The sequence below is a fragment of the Pseudomonas sp. PDM04 genome, assembly GCF_014851765.1.
Taxonomy (GTDB): domain Bacteria; phylum Pseudomonadota; class Gammaproteobacteria; order Pseudomonadales; family Pseudomonadaceae; genus Aquipseudomonas.
Genome location: NZ_JACVAI010000002.1, coordinates 1096392 through 1115572, shown reverse-complemented (window position 1 = coordinate 1115572; position 19181 = coordinate 1096392). Strand labels below are relative to the sequence as shown.

11 protein-coding genes are annotated in these 19181 nt (G+C 64.0%); 3 read left to right on the top strand and 8 right to left on the bottom strand.

What is annotated here, in order from left to right; all coding sequences use genetic code 11:
• Positions 1–382: 382 nt before the first annotated feature.
• The 5 genes from IB249_RS11990 to pvdM all read right to left on the bottom strand — a co-directional run bounded on the left by IB249_RS11990 (position 383) and on the right by pvdM (position 9982).
• Entirely contained in the window at positions 383–4543 is a 4161-nt protein-coding gene (locus IB249_RS11990) for an amino acid adenylation domain-containing protein (RefSeq protein WP_192304797.1), read from the bottom strand.
• Positions 4543–6207, bottom strand: a complete 1665-nt coding sequence (locus tag IB249_RS11985) for a cyclic peptide export ABC transporter (protein WP_192304795.1) — start codon at positions 6205–6207, stop codon at positions 4543–4545. Before IB249_RS11985 ends, IB249_RS11990 begins: the two co-directional genes overlap by 1 nt.
• A gap of 214 nt (positions 6208–6421) precedes the next feature.
• Positions 6422–7300, bottom strand: a complete 879-nt coding sequence (locus tag IB249_RS11980; protein ID WP_192304793.1) for a formylglycine-generating enzyme family protein — start codon at positions 7298–7300, stop codon at positions 6422–6424.
• A 34-nt stretch (positions 7301–7334) separates the two neighbouring features.
• Positions 7335–8618 (bottom strand): aminotransferase class V-fold PLP-dependent enzyme, encoded by a 1284-nt coding sequence (locus IB249_RS11975; RefSeq protein ID WP_192304791.1) that lies wholly within the window; start codon positions 8616–8618, stop codon positions 7335–7337.
• Positions 8615–9982, bottom strand: coding sequence for a pyoverdine-tailoring dipeptidase-like protein PvdM (gene pvdM, locus IB249_RS11970; RefSeq protein WP_192304789.1), 1368 nt, complete (start codon positions 9980–9982; stop codon positions 8615–8617). The genes IB249_RS11975 and pvdM overlap by 4 nt, the downstream gene beginning before the upstream one ends.
• A gap of 234 nt (positions 9983–10216) precedes the next feature.
• Between pvdM and IB249_RS11965 the strand changes: the two genes are divergently transcribed.
• Positions 10217–11845: a PvdJ/PvdD/PvdP-like protein gene (locus IB249_RS11965; RefSeq protein WP_192304787.1), complete on the top strand. Its 1629-nt coding sequence runs from the start codon at positions 10217–10219 to the stop codon at positions 11843–11845.
• 123 nt (positions 11846–11968) lie between these two features.
• Here the strand turns inward: IB249_RS11965 and IB249_RS11960 are convergent, their stop codons facing one another.
• The 3 genes from IB249_RS11960 to IB249_RS11950 are packed head-to-tail and all read right to left on the bottom strand — an operon-like array spanning position 11969 to position 16517.
• Positions 11969–13363, bottom strand: coding sequence for an efflux transporter outer membrane subunit (locus IB249_RS11960; RefSeq protein WP_192304785.1), 1395 nt, complete (start codon positions 13361–13363; stop codon positions 11969–11971).
• A 7-nt stretch (positions 13364–13370) separates the two neighbouring features.
• Positions 13371–15344, bottom strand: coding sequence for a MacB family efflux pump subunit (locus tag IB249_RS11955; RefSeq protein WP_192304783.1), 1974 nt, complete (start codon positions 15342–15344; stop codon positions 13371–13373).
• The gene (locus IB249_RS11950; RefSeq protein ID WP_192304781.1) at positions 15345–16517 is read right to left on the bottom strand and encodes an efflux RND transporter periplasmic adaptor subunit; all 1173 of its coding nucleotides are present in this window, start codon (positions 16515–16517) and stop codon (positions 15345–15347) included.
• A gap of 323 nt (positions 16518–16840) precedes the next feature.
• On the opposite strand from IB249_RS11950, the gene IB249_RS11945 reads away from it, so the two are divergent.
• A complete protein-coding gene (locus IB249_RS11945) occupies positions 16841–17320 on the top strand; it encodes a sigma-70 family RNA polymerase sigma factor (RefSeq protein ID WP_192304779.1) in 480 nt (159 codons plus the stop codon).
• Between the two features lie 148 nt (positions 17321–17468).
• Entirely contained in the window at positions 17469–18806 is a 1338-nt protein-coding gene (locus tag IB249_RS11940; RefSeq protein WP_192304777.1) for a lysine N(6)-hydroxylase/L-ornithine N(5)-oxygenase family protein, read from the top strand.
• The last annotated feature ends 375 nt before the right edge of the window (positions 18807–19181 follow it).

Below are 19181 nucleotides of genomic sequence, written 5' to 3'. Positions count from 1 at the left end.
CGCGAGCAAGCTCGCTCCTACAGGGGAGTGTGTTTTTTCTGTGGGAGCGAGCCTGCTCGCGATGGACATGAGACCCCTGCAGGGTGTCAGGCCGCCCGCGTTATCGTTGGCGACCCACGCGAGCAAGCTCGCTCCTACAGGGGAGTGTGTTTTTTCTGTGGGAGCGAGCCTGCTCGCGATGGACATGAGACCCCTGCAGGGTGTCAGGCCGCCCGCGTTATCGTTGGCGACCCACGCGAGCAAGCTCGCTCCTACAGGGGAGTGTGTTTTTTCTGTGGGAGCGAGCCTGCTCGCGATGGACATGAGACCGCTGCAGGGTGTCAGGCCGCCCGCGTCATCGTTGGCGACCCTCGTCGGAACGCCGCCCGGAGCATGCCCGTTCCTACAGGGTTTTGAGGAACACCTCGGTGAACGACGCCAGCAGTGGCTCGCTGTAGATCATGCTGCGGTGGGGCAGGGGGGAGTGGATCGAGCGTTGCAATTGGCCGGTCACGCTGTGGGCCCTGAGGACCTGTTCCGAGTGCAACACCTGCTCCAGGGTTTTATGCGACAGCGACCACCAGCAACTGGCCTGGACCTTGAGCATCGGCAGGGTGAAGGCGTCGAACGCCTGCACCAGACGGTCATGAATCGCGTAGGCCTGGGCGTTCATGATCTCCTGCTTGATGCCTTCCAGGGTCGCGATCAGGTCCTGCTCCCCGGTGGCGGTCTGAGAGCTGGCCCACTGATAGAACGCCTTGAGATCGGTCGTCGGGTGTTCGGCGATGAAGGCCGACGCGGCTTCTTCCAGGTGCGCAAACATCAGGCTGAACACTTCGAGGGCCGCCAGCAGCTCGTTCTCCGGGCTGAGGTGGTTCGGGTTGTCGTCTTCCAACGGTTTGCGTGGCAGATCGGCCGGCAAGTCACGGTCCGGCAGGGTGGTGTCGACCAGGCCGAGAAAACTTACCTCGCGGCCCTGTCGTTCGAGGTGGGCTGCCACGTCCATGGCGATGGCGCCGCCCAGCGACCACCCCATCAGCCGATAAGGACCGTGGGGTTGTTTGTCGACAATCTGCGCGCTGTAGTCGTCGATCATCTCGGCCCAGCTCTGCGGGTTCGACTCCTTGTCGGCAAAACCCTTGTGCATCACGCCATACGTCCTGGCATAGGCAGCCAGTTTTTTCGCCAGGGGTTGGTAGCAGAACACGATGCCGCCACTGGGGTGCAGGCAGAACAACGGTGGTGCCTGCGGCGTCGAGGCATTGAGCTCGACCACGCATTGCACGTTTTGTTGATGTTCCAGGGCGATGAGCCGCGCCAGGGTTTCGATGGTCGGGTGCGCCAGCATCTGTTGCAACGCCAGCTTGATGCCGAGTCGGGCATGCAGCGCCGAGATGAACTGGATGGCCAGGATCGAGTGACCGCCCAGTTCGAAAAAGTTGTCGTCGAGGCTGACCCGCTCGACCTGCAACGCCTCCTGCCAGAGCTGGGCCAACCCTTGCTCCAACGGCGTTTCGGGGGCGATGAAGGCGCGCTGGGCCTGACTCGGGTCGGGCAGCGGCAATGCCTTGCGGTCGAGCTTGCCATTGGGGCTGACGGGCATGGCCGCCAGGACCAGGAGGTAAGCCGGCACCATGTAGCCTGGCAGGCTGGCCTTGAGTTCGGCCTTGAGGGTTTCGCGCAACGCGAGTTGTTGCGGCTCACTCAGGCCCGCATCGCGGGCGACCACGTAGGCGACCAGTTGCATGCCGGCCGAACCTTCCCGCGCCACCACCAGGGCCTCGCGGACGTCAGGCGATTGCAGCAGGCAGGATTCGATTTCACCGAGTTCGATGCGGAAGCCGCGAATCTTCACCTGGTGATCCAGGCGCCCGACATACTCGATCACGCCGTCGGCGCGATAACGCGCCAGGTCGCCGGTGCGATACAGGCGCCCGCCACCACGGGTGTCGAACGGGTCGGGGATGAAACGTTCGGCGGTGAGCTGCGGACGCTTGAAGTAGCCCCGTGCGAGCAGGTCGCCTGCAATCATCAGTTCGCCGACAACGCCCACCGGGACCGGCTGGCCGCCGTTGTCCAGCAGGTAGATCGCTCGTCCGGCCAGCGGTCGACCGATCGGCATGCTTTTGGGCAGGGTGAGCTGCCCGGTCACGTAGTCGCTGCAATCGAGCAGGGTGGCGCTGACCGTGGTTTCCGTCGGGCCATAGGTGTTGAGCAGTTTCACACGCCCGAGCCCGGCCTCGCCCCAGGCCGCCACGCCTTCCGGCGGCATGGCTTCGCCGCCGACGATCACCTGGCGCAACGCACCGTAGTCGCGCAGGCCGGCCGCAGCAAAGTCCTTGGCCAGCATGTTCCAGTAGGTGGTGGTCAGGTCGCTGGTGGTGAACTGCTTGTCGAGCAATTCGCGATACCAGGTGGCACTGTCCCAGAGGTCCGGCCCGCGCAGCACCACGGACGCGCCGCAGATCAGCGCCGGGTAAAGCTGCTCGACGAAGGCATCGAAATTGAACGTGGCGAACTGCAGCGAGCGGTCCTGCGGCGTGAGGCCGAGAAACTCCAGCGCCACCTGGGCGTGGCGGGTCAACGCCGCCTGGGTGATGCCGACGCCTTTGGGGCGACCGGTGGAGCCGGAGGTGAACATCACGTAGGCCAAGTTGCTGCCCGTCGTCCGGCAGGGTGGATTGAGCGCATTCAACGTGCCTCGCGCGTCAAGTTCATCGACGCAGCGTATCTGCACCCCCGGCAGCGACGGTAGCCGGCCGAGCAACGACTGTTGGGTCAGCAGCACGCTCAGGCCGCTGTCTTCGATCATCCAGGTCAATCGTTCCTGCGGGTAGTCCGGGTCCAGCGGCACATAGGCGCCACCGGCCTTGAGCACCGCCAGCAGGCTGATGATCATCGACGCCGAACGCTCCACGGCGATCCCCACCAGGACCTCGGGCCCCACCCCCTGGGCTATCAGCCCATGGGCGAGCTCGTTGGCGGCGGCGTTGAGCTGCCCATAGCTCAGGGCAAGGTCGTTGCAGATCAGCGCCAGCGCCTGCGGCGTGGACTGTGCCTGGCGTTCGAACAACTGATGCACGCCATGCTCGGGCGGCGCCGACAGCGGTGGGTTCCACTGGCTCAATTGCACCTGGCGTTCGGCATCGTCCAGCAGCGGCAGTTCGCCCAGTGTACGGGCCGGTTCGGTGATGAGCGTCTGGAGCAGGTTCAGCCAGTGCCGGGTCATGCGCTCGATGGTCGCCGACCGGTAGAGGTCGCGACTGTATTCCACGCTTGCCTCGATGCCGTGCCGCGAGTAGCTGACGTCCAGCGCCAGGTCGAACTTGGCCTGGCTCGGACCGCTGTCGAGAAACTCCAGGGTCAGGCCGTCCAGTTCGATCCGCTCGGACTCGCCGGTGTCGGTGCGCCAGTTGAACAGTACCTGGAACAGGGGATTGGGTTGCGCGCTGGCCTGCAGTTGCAGGGCATCGAAACTCAACTCCAGTGGATAGTCGCCGTGATCCAGGGCTGCCAGGGATTCGCGGCGCAGGCGTTGCAGGAAATCAATGGCCGGCAGCAGTGGGTCGATGCGCACGCGATACACCTGGCTGCTGACGAAGCAGCCGACCAGCTCCTGGGTTTCGCTGCGATTGCGGGTGGCGTTGGGTACCCCGACGGTGAAGTCCTGCTGGCCGCTGTAGCGGCTCAACAACAATTGCCAGGCCCCGAAGGCGACCACGAAGGGCGTCAGGCCCCGTTGCTGGCAGAAGCGGTTCAGGGTGGTACACAGCTCGTCCGGCAGCCGGACGTTTTGATGCCCGGCCGGGTGGCGGAGTTGCTCGCTGCGCGGGAAGTCCACCGGCATGTCCAGGGTCGGCAGCGGTTTGCCCAGGTAGTCTTGCCAGTAGGCGGCGCTGTTGGCGCACGCCGGGCCGTGCAGGTATTCATCCCGTTGCCAGGCGGCATAGTCGGCGTATTGAATCGCCGGGCGCGGCAGTGGCGTGGCCTGGGTGGCGCTGGCCTGGGCGAAGGCACGGGTCAGGTCCTGCATCAGGATCGCATTGGACCAGGCGTCGGAAACGATGTGGTGCATGTCCATCAGCAGCAGTTGGTCATGGGGGCCGACCTTCAGCAGCGTCGCCCGCATCAGCGGGGCCTGGCGCAGGTCGAACGGTGTGCCCGCTTGGGCCTCGATGCGCCGGGCAATCTCACGGGCGCGGGGGTGTTCCGCCAGGGTCGACAGGTCTTCCTGGCCGAGGACCAGGCGGGCCTGTTCGTCGACCACCTGCATCGCCACGCCGTCCCTCTCGCGGAACGCCGTGCGCAGGATGTCGTGCCGCGCCAGCACCTGGTTCAGGGCATTTTCCAGGCGTTGCGGGTCCAACGTGCCACGGATGCGAATGACCCGGGGCAGGTTGTAGGCGGCGCTGTCCGGCGACAGTTGCTGCAGGAACCACAAGCGTTGCTGGGCGAAGGACATCGGCGCCGGCGCGCGGTGGTCGCGGGCGGTGATGCCCTGGGGCTGATCAGCGGCTTCTGCCAGCAGCAGTGCCAGTACATCGTCATCGATCAAGTCGTTCATCATGCTCTCGCGGCCAGCAGCTGCTTCTGGGCGACAACCCGCCCACCTTCCATGCGCACCAGTTGATCCGCCACCTCGAAGTAGCGGTCGTCATGGGAAATCACAATGATGGTCTTGCCCAGGTCTTTGAGCTCGGGCAGCAGTTCGGTGTAGAAAATCCGCCGGAACGCCGGGTCTTGATCGGCGGCCCATTCGTCGAACACCAGCACCGGCCGTTCCTCCAACCAGGCATTGAGCAGGGCCAGGCGCTTGCGTTGGCCGGTGGACAGATCGGTGGTGCTGAAGGCGCCTTCCTGGATGCTGACCTTATGGGCGATTTCCAGGCGTTCCAGATAGCGGTTGGCATCTTCCGGCACCTGCTGGTCGCCCTGCACCAGTTCATCGAACAGGTAGTAGTCGGCGAAGATGGTGGTGAACAACTGCCGGTAATCGTCTCGCCCTTCGGCGCCGACCGCCTGGCCGTCGACCCGTACTTCACCGCGTTGCGGCGCATAGAGCCCCAGCAGCAGTTTGATCAGGGTGGTCTTGCCGCCGCCGTTTTCACCGACGATGAACACGATTTCGCCCTGGTTGATCGTCAGGTTGACCGGGCCGAGTTCGAAGGCGGCGCTGCCTTTGACGGCAGGGAAGGCGTAGTGCACGTCGTGCATTTGCAACTGCTGTACCGTGGCTTTCTTCTCGGTGCCGGTTTCGCGCAGCAGCAGATGCGGTTCCGGCGAAGAGAACTGTTCCGCCAGTTCGGCGATGCGCTGGAAGGCAATGTTGGCGCGGCTGACCACCGGCAGGGTGGTCACCAGGTATTCCAGCGGGCCTTTCATGTACAGCAGCACCAGCACGAAGCCGCTGAGCACCGCTTTGTCGGTGCCCAGCCAGAACGATTGCAGGGCCAGCGCCAGGCCGATCACCACGAAGAACAGCATCGAGCCGAAGGTCTTGGCGATCACGAAGGTGTTGATCGAGCGGATGTGCGTGTTGCAGATGTAGTCGGCCGTGCCTTCGATGCGCTGGCCGAACATGCGTTGGCGGCGCGGGCGATGGATGCGCAGCTCCTTGGCCCCGGCGGCAATGGCGCTGTAGTGCTTTTGCAGTTCGTCTTCGGCTTCGCGGGCGGCCTCGAAGCCCTTGATGCCTTTCGCCCGGGCCACGTACTGGACCACGGTGCCGATCACGATGGCGACCAGCAACAGGGCGAACATCGGCAGTGACAGGTACGCCAGGTAACCCAGGCAACCCAGGGTCACGGTGAAGGCGATGGCGAGCGGCGCGAAGGAAAAGGCGAAATCGCTGACGGTGTCGACGTCGTGGGTCAGCACTGGAATCAGGCGATGGGTGCGGAACCGCTCGATCTGCTCGATGGGCGCCAGCAGCACCTTTTCCCCCAACGATTTACGCAGGCCGGCAATGATGTGCTGGCCGACATGGTTGGTGCCGATGTCGGACAGGATCGAGGTCAGCAATGCCGCCGCGCACAGGCCGATGAAAGTCGCCAGGACGCGTGGCGACGGACTGCCGTCGGCGTTCAGGGCGTCGTTGATGGTCGCCAGCAGCGCGGTGATGCTCAGGCCGCCCAGCATGCCGAGGAGGATGGACAACACCACGACGACCCGAAAAGGCCTGAGTAGGCCGAGGACTTCACTGATGGCTCCGCGGGGTTTTGAGGTCATGGGGGTTTCCGCTTCAGGTGCCGGCAAGGGCAGAGGTTCAAGGGTTTGGCTGGTTAAAAGACGAAACCCGTGGACGACGATTTAGCCGCGCACGGGTTTGTTTGAGGACGGGGCGACGGAATGAGGGGCCGGGTGCGCCCTCGGTGACTGGCCCACCGCCTTCGCGAGCAGGCTCGTTCCCACAGTGTTTGTGGTTGTTTCAAACCCTGTGCGTTTACAGATCCCGCGCCACCCGAAAACCCAGCCAGTCGCCACGGGCGTCGGCGTAGGCGGCGTTGCGATTGCCTGAGCGCGAGAACACCGGTGCTTCGCCCCAGTCGTTGCCGCGCAGGCGCTGGACCTTGCAATCCTCGGTCAGCCAGGCGCTGCCGTCGCTCGGCGCGCCCACGTAGTTTTCGGTGTAGCAATCGGCCGTCCATTCGTAGACGTTGCCGTGCATGTCGTAGACGCCAAAGGCGTTGGCCGGGAAGCGTCCTGCCGGCGAGGTGAAGTTGTAGCCGTCGGCTGCACCGTAGGTGTTGGCGTGTTTGGCAATGCTGTATTCCTTGCCTTCATCGAACGGGAAGGGGAATGGTCCGCTGCTGCCGGCGCGGGCGGCGTACTCGCGCAGGGATTCGCTGACCAGGCGGTAATGCTTGCCGGATTTTTTCGACAGCCAGGCGACATAGGCCGTGGCTTCCTCGAGGTCCATGCACACGGCCGGATGGCGGGCGGTGTATTCGTAGCGTGGAATGCCGGCCTTGCACTCGCGGCCGGGGCGGTCGTCACCGTCCGGCATGACGTAACCGGTGTCGCGCAGGTAGGCGTTCCATTCGCCGGCCAGCACCTGGAAGCGGCTGATCGCCACCGGACGGGCGAACGTCACCGGGTGCTGCGGGCTTTCATCGGGCTCGTGCCCGACCTCATCCTCGGGCGTGCCCATGGTGAAGGTGCCGGCGGGCAGCACCACCATTTCCGGACAGTCCTTGCAGTCCCTGAACACTTTGCCCGGCGCGATGGCGCCCGCTTGGGCACTGACCGGCAGCAGCGCGGCAGTGGCGAAGGCCAGGGCTGCGAGCGTCCTCAGGGAATAACCTGATAGCACACTGTTCATCGTTTCTCTCGTTGACAAGTGGATAGGGTCGGATTCAGAGCTGCGTGGTCAGCAACTGCATGAAACGCTCGATTTCGCTCTCGTTGTTGAGCAGGCCGGGTGCGGTGCGGATCACCGGGCCGACATCGCGCTCCACGGCATCGGCGACCACACGGTTGTGCATCAGGTAGGCGGCGATCTCGTCGCAGTCCTTGTCCTTGACCCGGAAGAACGTGAAACCCGAGGAGAATTCCGGGCTGCGCGGCGTCACCAGTTCGATCGGCGGGTGTTGCGCCAGGCGTTGTTTCAGGTAGGTATTGAGTTCATGGATGCGCGCCTGGACCTCGGCCTTGCCCAGTTGCAAATGCAGTTTGAACGCCTCATCGAGCGCCCAGCGATGCTCGAAGGCGTGATAGCCGCCCGGGGTCATGGTGGTGGAAAACGCCGTGGCCTCGGAGAAGGTCGGGATGATCGGCGTGACGTACTTGAGCTCGGTGCTGCGGCTGCACACGATGCCGGTGCCGCGGGGACCGAACATCCATTTATGGGTGCCGGCGATGAAGAAGTCGCAGTTCATGCCGGGGAAGTCCAGGTCCTCGACACCGAAGCCGTGCACGCCGTCCACCAGGTAAACGATCCGGTCCTGTTCGCTGCGGTTGCGGTTGTGCTTGTCCACCAGCGCCCCGATATCGGCAATCGGCAGTTTGACGCCGCTGCCCGAATGCACCCAGGTCATGCCCAGCACGCGGGTTTGCGGCTGGATGGCCTGGTCGATGTTGTCGAGGATTTCCTGGCGCGACAGGGTTTGCGGGTCCTTGAACAATTCGATCTTGCGCACACGGGTGCCGTCCCGTTGCTGGCGCAGGTCCAGGATGGTGTGGGTCGCGTAGTGCTCGTGGACGGTGGTGAGGATTTCCTGATCCGGGCGCACCTGCACGCCGCCATAGATCATGGCCAGGCCCTGGGTGGTGCTGCCGGTCAGGGCGATCTGCCGGGCATCGGCCTTGAGGTAGCGTCCGGCCCAGACGCGCACTTGCTCCTCGCGTTGTTCGCTCACGCCCAGGTCCCAGTCCATCGCCAGCCCGGGATTGCGGTCGAGGGCGGCGCGATGCAGGGCGATGGCGTCGCGCACCGGTTTGGGGTGCGAGGTGACGAGGAAATTGGAGAAGTGCAGGTAGTCCGGATCCTGGTCGAACAGCTGCCGCAGTTGCGCCCATTTGTCCCGTGGCAGGGGGGGCGCCAGTGGGGCAGCGCTGGCGACGTTGTGCAGACCGGTGCTCAGGGGCAGGCTGGCGGCGAAGAGCCCCGCCTGCTTCAGGAATGTACGACGATCGGTCATGGTCGAGTGCCTTGCTGTGAAATCAGCGCCGGTTTGGCGGCTTTCTGCACCTGATCCCAGACCCGCAGGAAGTTGCCGCCCCACAGCTTGGCGATGTCGGCCTCGGAGTAGCCGCGGGAAATCAGCTCGGCGGTGACGTTGCGGATTTCACCGACGTTCTCCCAGCCTTTGACGCCGCCGCCCTCGTTGAAGTCGGAACTGATACCCACGTGGTCGATGCCGATCTTGCGCACCGTGTAGTCGATGGCGTCGCCCAGGTCCTTGAGAGTGGCCTTGGGTTCTTCCTCGAGGATCGCGTAGAGGCGGCTGGCGTATTTGCCGAATTTTTCCTCGGACCAGGCGGCGATGATCGGGTCGCCTGGCATCAGCGCCACGGCCAGGTTGGGCAGGGGCGGCAGATCGAATGACCTACGCAATTCGTTGAGTTTGTCCTGGGTGGTCTGCGTCAGCGGCTTGAGGTACTGCGAAAAGGCCACCACCTGGACCACGCCGCCGCTGTTCTTGATCAGCTGCATTTCCTTGTCGCTGAGGTTGCGCGGAATGTCGACCATCGCCCGCGGCGCCGAATGCGAGGCCACCATCGGCGTGCGACTCAACTGCGCGACCTGTTCCAGGGCCAGGGTCGACATCTGCGAGACATCGATGATCACGCCCAGGTCGTTCAGGCGACCGACCGCTTGCTTGCCCAGGTCCGACAGGCCATTGAGCGCATCGGGCGAGTCGTTGAAAAACGGCAGCGGTCGCGAGGAGTCGGCCCAGTCGTTGTTGCCGATGTAGCTGAAGCCGAACATACGCATGCCGCGCGCCGTCCACCGGTCCAGCTGGCTCAGGTCGTGGCCCAGCGGGTAGGCGTTGAGCATGCTGATGAAAATCGCGAATTTGCCTTCACCGTGCAGGCGTCGGAAATCATCCGGGGTGTAGGCGATGGCGACCTGGTTGGGAAAGTCGCGGACCATACCGGTGATGATCTTGTAGCGGATTTCCTGCTGGTTGCGCGCCTCGTCGACAAAACCGTCGGTAGGCTTGTGCGGTGCGTTGGCGCCGTTCCAGATTTCCGGCCAGCCGAAGATCGTCAGGGCCGCGCCGGACAACGGGCCACGGTTGGCCTTGACCAGATCGAACTGGCCCTCGCCGTCCTTGTCCGCCTCGTTGCCGTCGGTGCCGAAATTCTGCGTGAGACTGACGTGGCTGTCGAAGGAGAGCAGGCGCTGGTGCAACTCGTCGGCCTGTTTGAGCACTTTGGCCGGGTACCCGAGATCGTCGCTGAACCAGTGGTCCCAGGCTGCAAAACCGCCGACGGCGCCAATCGCCAGGGCCAATGGCAGGCCGATATAAAGAGCCTTTTTCGAACGTGGTCTTTTCATTGCCGTCTCAGTCAGGTTCGCCCGCAGGGCCTTTGCTATCTGGGAGGAACGAGTGGCTGGCGCGGGAATTTAAGTGTTTGTGCGCACTTCATCGTCGCAATGCCGCCCAGAGCAGGCTCGCTCCCACAGGGTTCGCATATTCCTCTGTGGGAGCGCGATAGCTTTTAAATTTGCAGGGGCAACAAACGTTCTAGCTTGGATAAAGCCTGCTTCATGGCTGACACAGGTAGGGCAATGAAGATTTCTCGACGATGGTTCATGGCTGGCCTGGCGCTGACGGGTGTCGCTGCGCCTGCGGCGTTTTATGGGCATCGCCAATGGACGAAGCCAGACCCGACGATTACCCCGGGCGAAGCCACGGTCGAACTGGCCGACACCGCCGGTCAACAGTTGGCCGACTCGCTGCGCGGTGTCTGGGACGTGCGTTTCGAAGGCTCGCACGCGGGGCTCGAGGGATTGCCGCGAGTGGGCCTGGAACTGTTTCTCGATGTTGCCCAGCGGGGTCGCGGCTTGCGCGGTTACCTCGATACCGCCGAACAACTGCGCGCAGAGGGGCAACCCCGCTATCGCTTGATCGGCGATCTGGTGCAGGCACAAGCGAGCGAACGTTACTGGCGTCTGTTCGACACCCGCAGCGCCGAGGGGGCGCCGGCCTATGAGCTGGCGGTCGTGCTCGACGAAGTCTGGGCGGATTTCGGCAATGCCGGCAGTGCCACCCTCAGCGGTCGCCTGCTGCGCCTGGACCGTCCGCTCGGCGAGCCGGAGCAGGACAATCGATTTGTCGCCCGCAAGCGCCTGTTCCCTGAAGCCCGCGAACGCGCCGGCCTGAACCCGACACTGTTGGCGTGGCTGGTGTCCCCCGAGCATCGCCTGTTCCACCAACTCTGGCACGCCAGTCGGGACAAATGGCACAGTCTGCCCGAAGACAAGCGTGAGGCGTTGCGCGGTATCGGCTGGCAGCCCGGCCCTCGGGGCCAGGAGCGTGATGCGCGCGGCCCGCGCAAGGATCGCAACGGCTCGGGTATCGACTTTTTCTTCATGCACCGGCACATGCTCGGTACGGCGCGTTCGATGCAGGACTTGCCTTCCTGGCCGAGTTTTCCCCTGCCCCAGCCGGAACTCGAGCGTGATCGCCAGGGGTTCGCCCGCTACTTCGACAATCACGACGGCATGGCGCTGCCGCCCACATGGCTGGCCGCCGAAGACACCGAGTACACCCAGTGGGTCAGCGACATCAAGACTGCGGAGACCTACCACAGCAATTTCGAAGTCTGGGAATCACGCTACCGCGACCCGCGTTACCTGTCGCAGATGACCCTGGGCCAATTCGGCTCGGAGGTCGAACTGGGCCTGCATGACTGGTTGCACATGCGCTGGGCCTCGGTGCCACGGGACCCGTCGAACGGCCAGCCCGTGCCATTTGCCAGGGACCCGGCGGACTTCGCCGCGCGCTGGTATGCGCCGGAAAACGATTTTCTCGGCGATCCGTTTTCTTCCCATGTCAGCCCGGTGTTCTGGCGCTTCCACGGCTGGATCGACGACCGCCTGGAAGACTGGTTCCGCGCCCACGAGCGCTTCCATCCGGGGGAGGTCAGTCGGCTGGAGGTCAAGGGCGTGCCATGGTTTGCACCGGGACGCTGGGTGGAAGTGGCTGATCCGTGGCTGGGGCCGGTGACCCATGGTTGCAGTACCACGCCAGGCCTGCAGGTGGGCAAATCGGTGGAAATGGACCCGGAAACCATGAAGCTGGCCTTGCGCATCACCTTCATCGACGATGAGCAGAAACTCGCCGGGCTGTTGCGTCGCGTGCCGCAACGGCCGTGGTATGCGCGGCATTTGAAGGTCGATCCGATCAGTCGCTAGGCGCCGATACCGCGTTATCGTTCATCGCGAGCAGGCTCGCTCCCACAGCGGACGCTTGAGCATCGAAGATTCCGTGTGGGAGCGAGCCTGCTCGTGCGGAGGACGACGGCCAGTCTCCGCCCATCACAACGCCTGCCAGCCACCCCCGAGCGCCTTGTACAGCGCAATGCTCGCCTGCAACCGCGACAGTCTCAGTTGCACATTCAGGTCCTGCGCCGCATACAGCGTGCGTTGGGTTTCCAGCACCGTCAGCAAGTCCTCGGCCCCGGCCTGGTAGCGGCTCTGGGCGATGTTGAACGCGGTCTGTGCCTGGGCCAGTTCCTCGCCTTGCCACTGGCGCTGTTCGTCGAGGCCGCGAATGCTGTTCAGCGCTTTTTCGACATCGGCGAAGCCATCGACGATGCTGGCGCGATAATTCTCCAGCAGTTCCTGTTGCCGGGCGCTGGCCTTGTCGCGCTCGGCACCGAGCCGGCCGTTGTTGAAGATCGGCGCGACCAGCCCGGCGGTGAGGTTGTAGAACGGGCTGCGCAGGACATCGGCGGCCGTGTTGGCACCGGAGCCGAAGTTGGCGCTGAGGGTTACCGCGGGCAGCATGGCGGCGCGGGCCACGCGCACGTCGGCCTGGGCGGCAGCCAGTTGTGCTTCGGCGCGGGCAATGTCCGGACGACGACTGAGCAGGTCACTGGGGACGCCGCTGTCAATCGTCGGCCACTGCAGGCGTTCGAACGTCTCCTGCAGCGGGGCCAGATCCTGCACTGGACGGCCGAGCAGGGCGGCGAGGCTGATGCGTGCGTCCATGGCCTGTTGCTGCACCGTCGGCAATTGCCGTTGCTGCGCCGCCACCAGGCTTTTCTGTTGCGCCAGCTCCAGGGCCGTGGCCGAGCCGGAATCGAAGCGCGTCTGCACCAGGTTCAAGACTCGCTGGGCATTGGCCAGGTTGAGTTCGGCAATGCGCCGTTGCTCATGCAGCGACAGGGTCTGCGCGTAGCGGCTGGCCACGCCGCTGAGCAAGGTCAGTTCCACCGTGGCCTGATCGAACTCACTGGCCTGCAAACCGAACCGGGCGCTGTCGCGGGCCGCGCGCTTGCCGCCCCAGAAGTCGATTTCATAACTGGCGGTGAGGCTGGCGTCGAAGTAGTCCACGGCCTTGTTGTCGCTGTCGGCGTCGAGCTGGTTATAGCCGTTGCCGCGCAGCAGCTTCTGGCGATTGGCATTCGCCGCGGCCTTCACTTCCGGCAACTGCGAAGCGCCGGCAATCACGGTGCCTGCCTGGGCCTGACGCACCCGGGCCACGGCGGCGGCCAGGTCGAAACTGCCGGCCCGAGCCTGTTCGATCAGGCGGTCCAGTTCCGGGCTGCCGAAGCGGGTCCACCATTGCGCGTTGCTGCGAGCCGCGTCTTTCGTGTGGGGCGACTGCCATTCGGCAGGCGGAGCCAGGCCGCTGTCCGGGCGCGGAGCGTTACTGCCGCAGGCGCTGAGCATCAGGCACAAGGTCAACAGGCTGAGACGCGGTTTCATGGTGAGATCATTCACTGGTAAGGGCCGTGACCGGGTCGAGCCGGGCAGCTTTGCGGGCCGGCATGAAGCCGAAGACAACACCGGTGACCAGGGCGCAGGCAAACGCCCCGAGCACCGCCATCACGGAAAAGGCCACGGCGACTTTGCCGAGGATCAGCACGCCACCGACGATCAGCGCCAGGGCGATGCCCGCGAGGCCGCCGACCACCGACAGCATCACCGCTTCGGTGAGGAACTGGCGCAGGATGTCGCGCTGACGGGCGCCGGTGGCCATGCGGATGCCGATCTCGCGGGTGCGTTCGCGCACGGTCATGAGCATGATGTTCATCACGCCGATCCCGCCCACCAGCAGCGAGATGGCGGCAATCGAGCCGAGCATCAGCGACAGGGTGTTTTGCGTGCGCGCCTCGGCCTGGATCATCGCGGCGTTGTTGGTCAGTTCGAAATCCTTCTTGCCGTTGTGCAGGCGCAACATCAATTGTTCGATGGCCATTTCGGTCTCCTTGACCTTGCGCGCATCGGCAGCGGCGATGGCGACGTATTCCGGGTCATGGGTGCCGAACAGGCGGACGCTGGCGGCCGAGTAGGGCACGGCAATACGGTCGTCGCTGTCGGAGTCGCCGGAACTGGCGCCTTTTTCCGCGAGCACGCCCACCACTTGGAATGGCACGTTTTCAACCAGGATGTACTGGCCAATGGGATTGGCGACATCCTTGAGCAGCTTGTTGCGGACCTTGTGGCCAATCACCGCGACGGCGGCGGCGTTCTGTTCATCGGCCTCGGTGAAGTAACTGCCTTCGACCACGGGCCAGTTGAAGATGGCCGGGAAGTTGGTGTCATTGCCGCCGACGTAGCTCATGTGGTCGAGGTTGCCGAAGCGCACGCCGGCTTCGGAGCCGTTGACCGGCATGATGCGCATCACTTGCGGCAGGCTGGCCAGGGCCGCGACGTCATCGAGGGTGACGATGCCCGGCGGCGTGCGCGGGTTGGGCGTCGAGCCGCTGAGGTAGATGATGTTCGAACCGAAGGCACCCATTTGCGCCATCACCTGGCGCTTGCTGCCTTCACCGACCGCCAGCATCACCACCACCGAGGCTACGCCGATGATGATCCCGAGGAGCGTCAGCGCGGTGCGAAACTTGTTGATCCACATCACCCGCCATGCCGCGTGCACGGCATCCACCAGTTCGCCTTTCCACGCCCCGGTGGCTTCGGCGCCTTCGCTGAGACGCTTGCGCAGATCCACTGCCTGCAGGGCGCCGGGGTTGGCTGATGCCTGCACCTGCGGGTTGTCGAGGGCGCTGTCGCTGATGATCAGCCCGTCGCGAATCTCGATGATGCGTTTGGCCCGCGCCGCGACTTCGCGGTCGTGGGTGATCAGGATCACCACGTGGCCCTGGCTGGCCAGTTCGTCGAGCAGGTTCATGACCTCGGCGCCGCTGTGGCTGTCGAGGGCGCCGGTGGGTTCGTCGGCGAGAATGATGTGCCCGCCGTTCATCAGCGCCCGGGCGATCGACACCCGTTGCTGCTGGCCGCCGGACAACTGGTGCGGGCGGTTGCCGGTACGCGAGGCCAGGCCGAGCCGGTCGAGCAGGGCGGCGGCGCGGGCGTGGCGTTCGGCGGCCGGCAAGCCGGCGTAGATCGCCGGCATCTCGACGTTTTCCTGGGCCGAGCCGGATGGAATCAGGTGGTAGCCCTGGAACACGAAGCCGAACGCCTCGCGCCGCAGCCAGGCCAGCTCGTCGCTGTCGAGCCCGGCGACGTTTTCCCCGGCAAACCGGTATTCGCCGGAGGTCGGGCGGTCGAGGCAACCGAGGATGTTCATCAGCGTCGACTTGCCGGAGCCGGAGGCACCGACGATCGCCACGAATTCGCCGGCATGGATCGACAGGTCGATGCCGCGCAGCACGTGAACCTGCGGGGAGTCGCCGCCGCCGTAGGCCTTGCGGATGTCCTGCAGTTCGATCAGGGGCGTCTGCATTCAGCCGCCACTCCCGTCGGCAGGGCCGATCAACAGGTGATCGCCTTCCTCGAGGCCGTCGAGGATCTGCACTTTCAGGCGGTCGCTGATGCCGGTGCGCACCTTGCGTTGCCGGATTTCACCGTTCTTGGCGACCACCGTGGCGGTCTGGGTGTCGGGCTGCGCGCTGCCCTGCAATGCCGCGATGGGCGCGGTTAGGACATTTTTCGCCTGATTGGAGACGAAGAACACCTGGGTGGTCATTTCCGCCATCAGCGCGTTGTCGGCGTTATCCACATCCAGCAGCACGGTGTAGAGCACCACGCGCCCGGACCCGCTTTTGCTCGAACTGGCCGGGCTGCCGCCGCCCTGGCTGGTCTGATCCAGCGGCTTGGGCGGGATCGGCAGGATTTGCCGTACGGTGCTGCTCCAGCGCCGCTGGCCGCCACTGAGGGTGGTGAACCAGGCGGTCATCCCCGGTTTGACGTGGCCGATGTCGGCCTCCGAGACCTCGGCCCAGACGGTCATCGGTGAAAGTTTGGCGATGCGCAGGATCAGCGGTGTCTGCTGCTGGGCATTGAGGGTCTGGCCTTCCCGGGCATCGAGGGCGACCACCGTGCCACTCATGGGCGCGTAGATGCGGGTGTAGCCAAGTTCGGCCTGGTCGCTGCGCAGACTGGCCTGGGCCTGGCGGATCTGCGCCTGGAACATGTCGATGCGTGCCTGGGTGGTGCGCAGCTCCGCCTGGGCGGTCTGCACGTCTTCGTCACGGGTCGCGCCACCGGCGGCGAGGTGCTGCTGGCGTTTGTGTTTCTGTTGCGCCAGATCGTGCAGCGCCCGTTGCTCCTGAAGCTGAGCCTTGAGGTTATCGATGGAAAAGCGTCCGGCGTCGAGTTTGGCCTGTTGCGTGGACGGGTCGATCTCCACCAGCAATTGGCCTTCCTTGACCACGTCGCCGACTTCCACGTGGATCTTCTGGATCTGCCCGGATGCCTGGGCACCGACGTCGACATAGCGTCGCGGTTGCAGGGTGCCCAGGGCGGTGACGCTGCTTTCGATGTCGCCACGGGCGACTTGCACCGTGGCGTATTGATCACGCCCCGGCGGCAGCACCTGCCAGGCCGAAACGGCGATGATCGGGATCAGGCAGAGGGCGACAAGCAGGGCGCGTCGGGCGTGACGGGGACGTTTCATGCAGGGTTCCGGCCAATGGATTCGGCCCGTCATTCAGGTGGCGCTCACAAAGGGCGCCAGGCGAACGCTGTCGGTGGGCCGACAGAAACGGGGAGCTGTCCTGTAAACGATGGACTCGCGATGGAATTTAACCTTTGAAACACAGCGTTACAGCTGTGTAGGAAAGTACGATTTATGCGGCAAATTCAAACAGCACTTTAAATCTATATGAGAATTACTATAAATTACACACTCGAAATTGCCACCATCGTGCCACCGTCCATCTGGCGGTCGCGGATCTGGCTCAAGGACAGACGTCGCACGCGTGCGGCCGGGAGTCATGGTTGGAAAACTACTATCGCGAGCTGGTGTGTTTCCTGAACGCCAAGCTGGGCAACCGCCAGGTCGCCGAAGATGTGGTGCATGACGCTTATCTGCGGGTTCTGGAGCGTTCCAGCGACACGCCGATCGAGCAACCCCGGGCTTTCCTTTATCGCACCGCGCTCAATCTGGTCATCGACGACCATCGGCGCAATGCCCTGCGCCAGGTCGAATCCCTGGACGTGCTCGACAACGAAGAGCGCTATTTCATCCCATCCCCCCTGAACAGCCTCGACCACGGCCAGCGCCTGGAAATGCTCCAGCGCGCGCTCGCCGAATTGCCAGCGCCATGCCGCGAGAGCTTTCTGCTGCGCAAGCTCGACGGCCTGTCGCATTCGGAAATCGCCGAACGCCTTGGGATTTCCCGGGCGCTGGTGGAGAAGCACATCGTCAACGCGATGAAGCACTGCCGCGTGCAGATGCGTCGGTGGGACGCTCACTGAGCGTCGCCAACAGCCGGCACGTTCGCTTAAATTTTATTTCACTGTCCTCGTTCCCTATCAACAGACGACCTGCTGTCCTGCTCCAGGCTGATCAGGTCATTGAGGTTTACTCCCCGCGGTTGAGCGGTTCATCCAGAGGACACTGGAAATGACACAGGCAATTGCATCGCCCATCGTTCACGACCTGATCGGTGTGGGCTTCGGCCCTTCGAACCTGGCGCTGGCCATCGCGCTGCAAGAGCGCGCATCGAGCCAGGGCGAGCTGGATGTGCTGTTTCTCGACAAGCAGGCCAACTATCGCTGGCACGGCAACACCCTGGTCACCCAGAGCGAGTTGCAGATTTCCTTCCTCAAGGACCTGGTGACCCTGCGCAACCCGACCAGCCCGTACTCCTTCGTCAATTATCTCAAGCAGCACGGTCGCCTGGTGGACTTCATCAACCTGGGCACCTTCTACCCATGCCGCATGGAGTACAACGACTACCTGTGCTGGGTGGCGGGGCAGTTCGCCGCGCAAAGCCGCTACGGTGAGGAGGTGCTGACCATCGAGCCGGTACTGCACAATCAGCAGGTCGAAGCGCTGCGCGTGATCTCGCGTGACACCCAGGGCCAGCAACACGTGCGCACCGCCCGTTCGGTGGTGGTGAGTGCCGGTGGCACACCGCGCATTCCCGAGGCCTTCAAGGCGCTGAAGGATGACGGGCGGGTGTTCCACCACTCGCAGTACCTGGCCGGGATTGCCGGGCAACCGTGCGTGAACAACCAGCCGATGAGCATCGCGATCATCGGTGGCGGGCAGAGTGCCGCAGAAGCCTTCATCGATTTGAACGACAGCTTCCCCTCGGTCCAGGTGGACATGATCCTGCGGGGTTCGGCGTTGAAACCGGCGGATGACAGCCCGTTCGTCAACGAGGTGTTCTCGCCGGAATTCACCGACCTGATCTACCAGCAGAAAAGCAGTGAACGTGAGCGCCTGGTCAACGAGTATCACAACACCAATTATTCGGTGGTGGACCTTGACCTGATCGAACGCATCTACGGCATTTTCTACCGTCAGAAAGTCTCGGGCATTGCCCGGCACGCCTTCCGCACCCTGACCACCATCGAAAAAGCCACCGCCACCGGGCACGGCATAGAACTGGTGGTGCGCAACAACGCCACCGGCGAAGTCTCGGCCCGGCAATACGACGCCGTGGTGCTGGCCACCGGTTATGAACGGCAGATGCATCGCAAGCTGCTGGCGCCGCTGGAAGAATACCTGGGTGAGTTCGAGGTGGATCGCCACTACAAGCTGATCACCGACGAGCGCTGCAAGGCCGGCCTCTACATGCAGGGCTTCTGCCAGGCAAGCCATGGCCTGAGCGATACCTTGCTGTCGATCCTGCCGATCCGTGCGGATGAAATCGCCGGTTCGCTGTATGAGCATGGCAAGCATCGCGGGCATGGCCGCTCGGTGGCGGACTTGTTGCTGGCGACTGCCAGCTAATTTTCGGTGCCCTGCGGGCCACCATCGCGAGCAGGCTCGCTCTCCCACTATGGAATGGCCTGCACAGGTCTCCCTGTGGGAGCGAGCCTGCTCGCGACAGGCCTTCAATTTCCCCATGAATCCTCAAGCTGAACCCTTCCTGAAGAACTCCGCAATTGCCCCAGCAACGCGCCGTGCCCTGGTTTACTCTGCAAAAACCGGGGCGTAAGCTTCGCGCGTTTTCATCAATAGCGGAGACCCACAGTGGGTACTTGTTCGAGTGACAGTAGTCGGCCGGTTTCGATAACCGGCAACTTCCCGGCAAGATAACGCACTGCCTTTCGTGCCGTTGTCTCGCCGTAAAAGCGAGCAGCGGCTTCCCGATTCCTGGCCGAT

What these genes read in the sequence shown, in the direction of transcription:
- IB249_RS11990 (WP_192304797.1), bottom strand. Translation starts at nt 4,543, where the DNA reads ATGAACGACTTGATCGATGACGATGTACTGGCACTGCTGCTGGCAGAA.
- IB249_RS11985 (WP_192304795.1), bottom strand. Translation starts at nt 6,207, where the DNA reads ATGACCTCAAAACCCCGCGGAGCCATCAGTGAAGTCCTCGGCCTACTC.
- IB249_RS11980 (WP_192304793.1), bottom strand. Translation starts at nt 7,300, where the DNA reads ATGAACAGTGTGCTATCAGGTTATTCCCTGAGGACGCTCGCAGCCCTG.
- IB249_RS11975 (WP_192304791.1), bottom strand. Translation starts at nt 8,618, where the DNA reads ATGACCGATCGTCGTACATTCCTGAAGCAGGCGGGGCTCTTCGCCGCC.
- pvdM (WP_192304789.1), bottom strand. Translation starts at nt 9,982, where the DNA reads ATGAAAAGACCACGTTCGAAAAAGGCTCTTTATATCGGCCTGCCATTG.
- IB249_RS11965 (WP_192304787.1), top strand. Translation starts at nt 10,217, where the DNA reads ATGAAGATTTCTCGACGATGGTTCATGGCTGGCCTGGCGCTGACGGGT.
- IB249_RS11960 (WP_192304785.1), bottom strand. Translation starts at nt 13,363, where the DNA reads ATGAAACCGCGTCTCAGCCTGTTGACCTTGTGCCTGATGCTCAGCGCC.
- IB249_RS11955 (WP_192304783.1), bottom strand. Translation starts at nt 15,344, where the DNA reads ATGCAGACGCCCCTGATCGAACTGCAGGACATCCGCAAGGCCTACGGC.
- IB249_RS11950 (WP_192304781.1), bottom strand. Translation starts at nt 16,517, where the DNA reads ATGAAACGTCCCCGTCACGCCCGACGCGCCCTGCTTGTCGCCCTCTGC.
- IB249_RS11940 (WP_192304777.1), top strand. Translation starts at nt 17,469, where the DNA reads ATGACACAGGCAATTGCATCGCCCATCGTTCACGACCTGATCGGTGTG.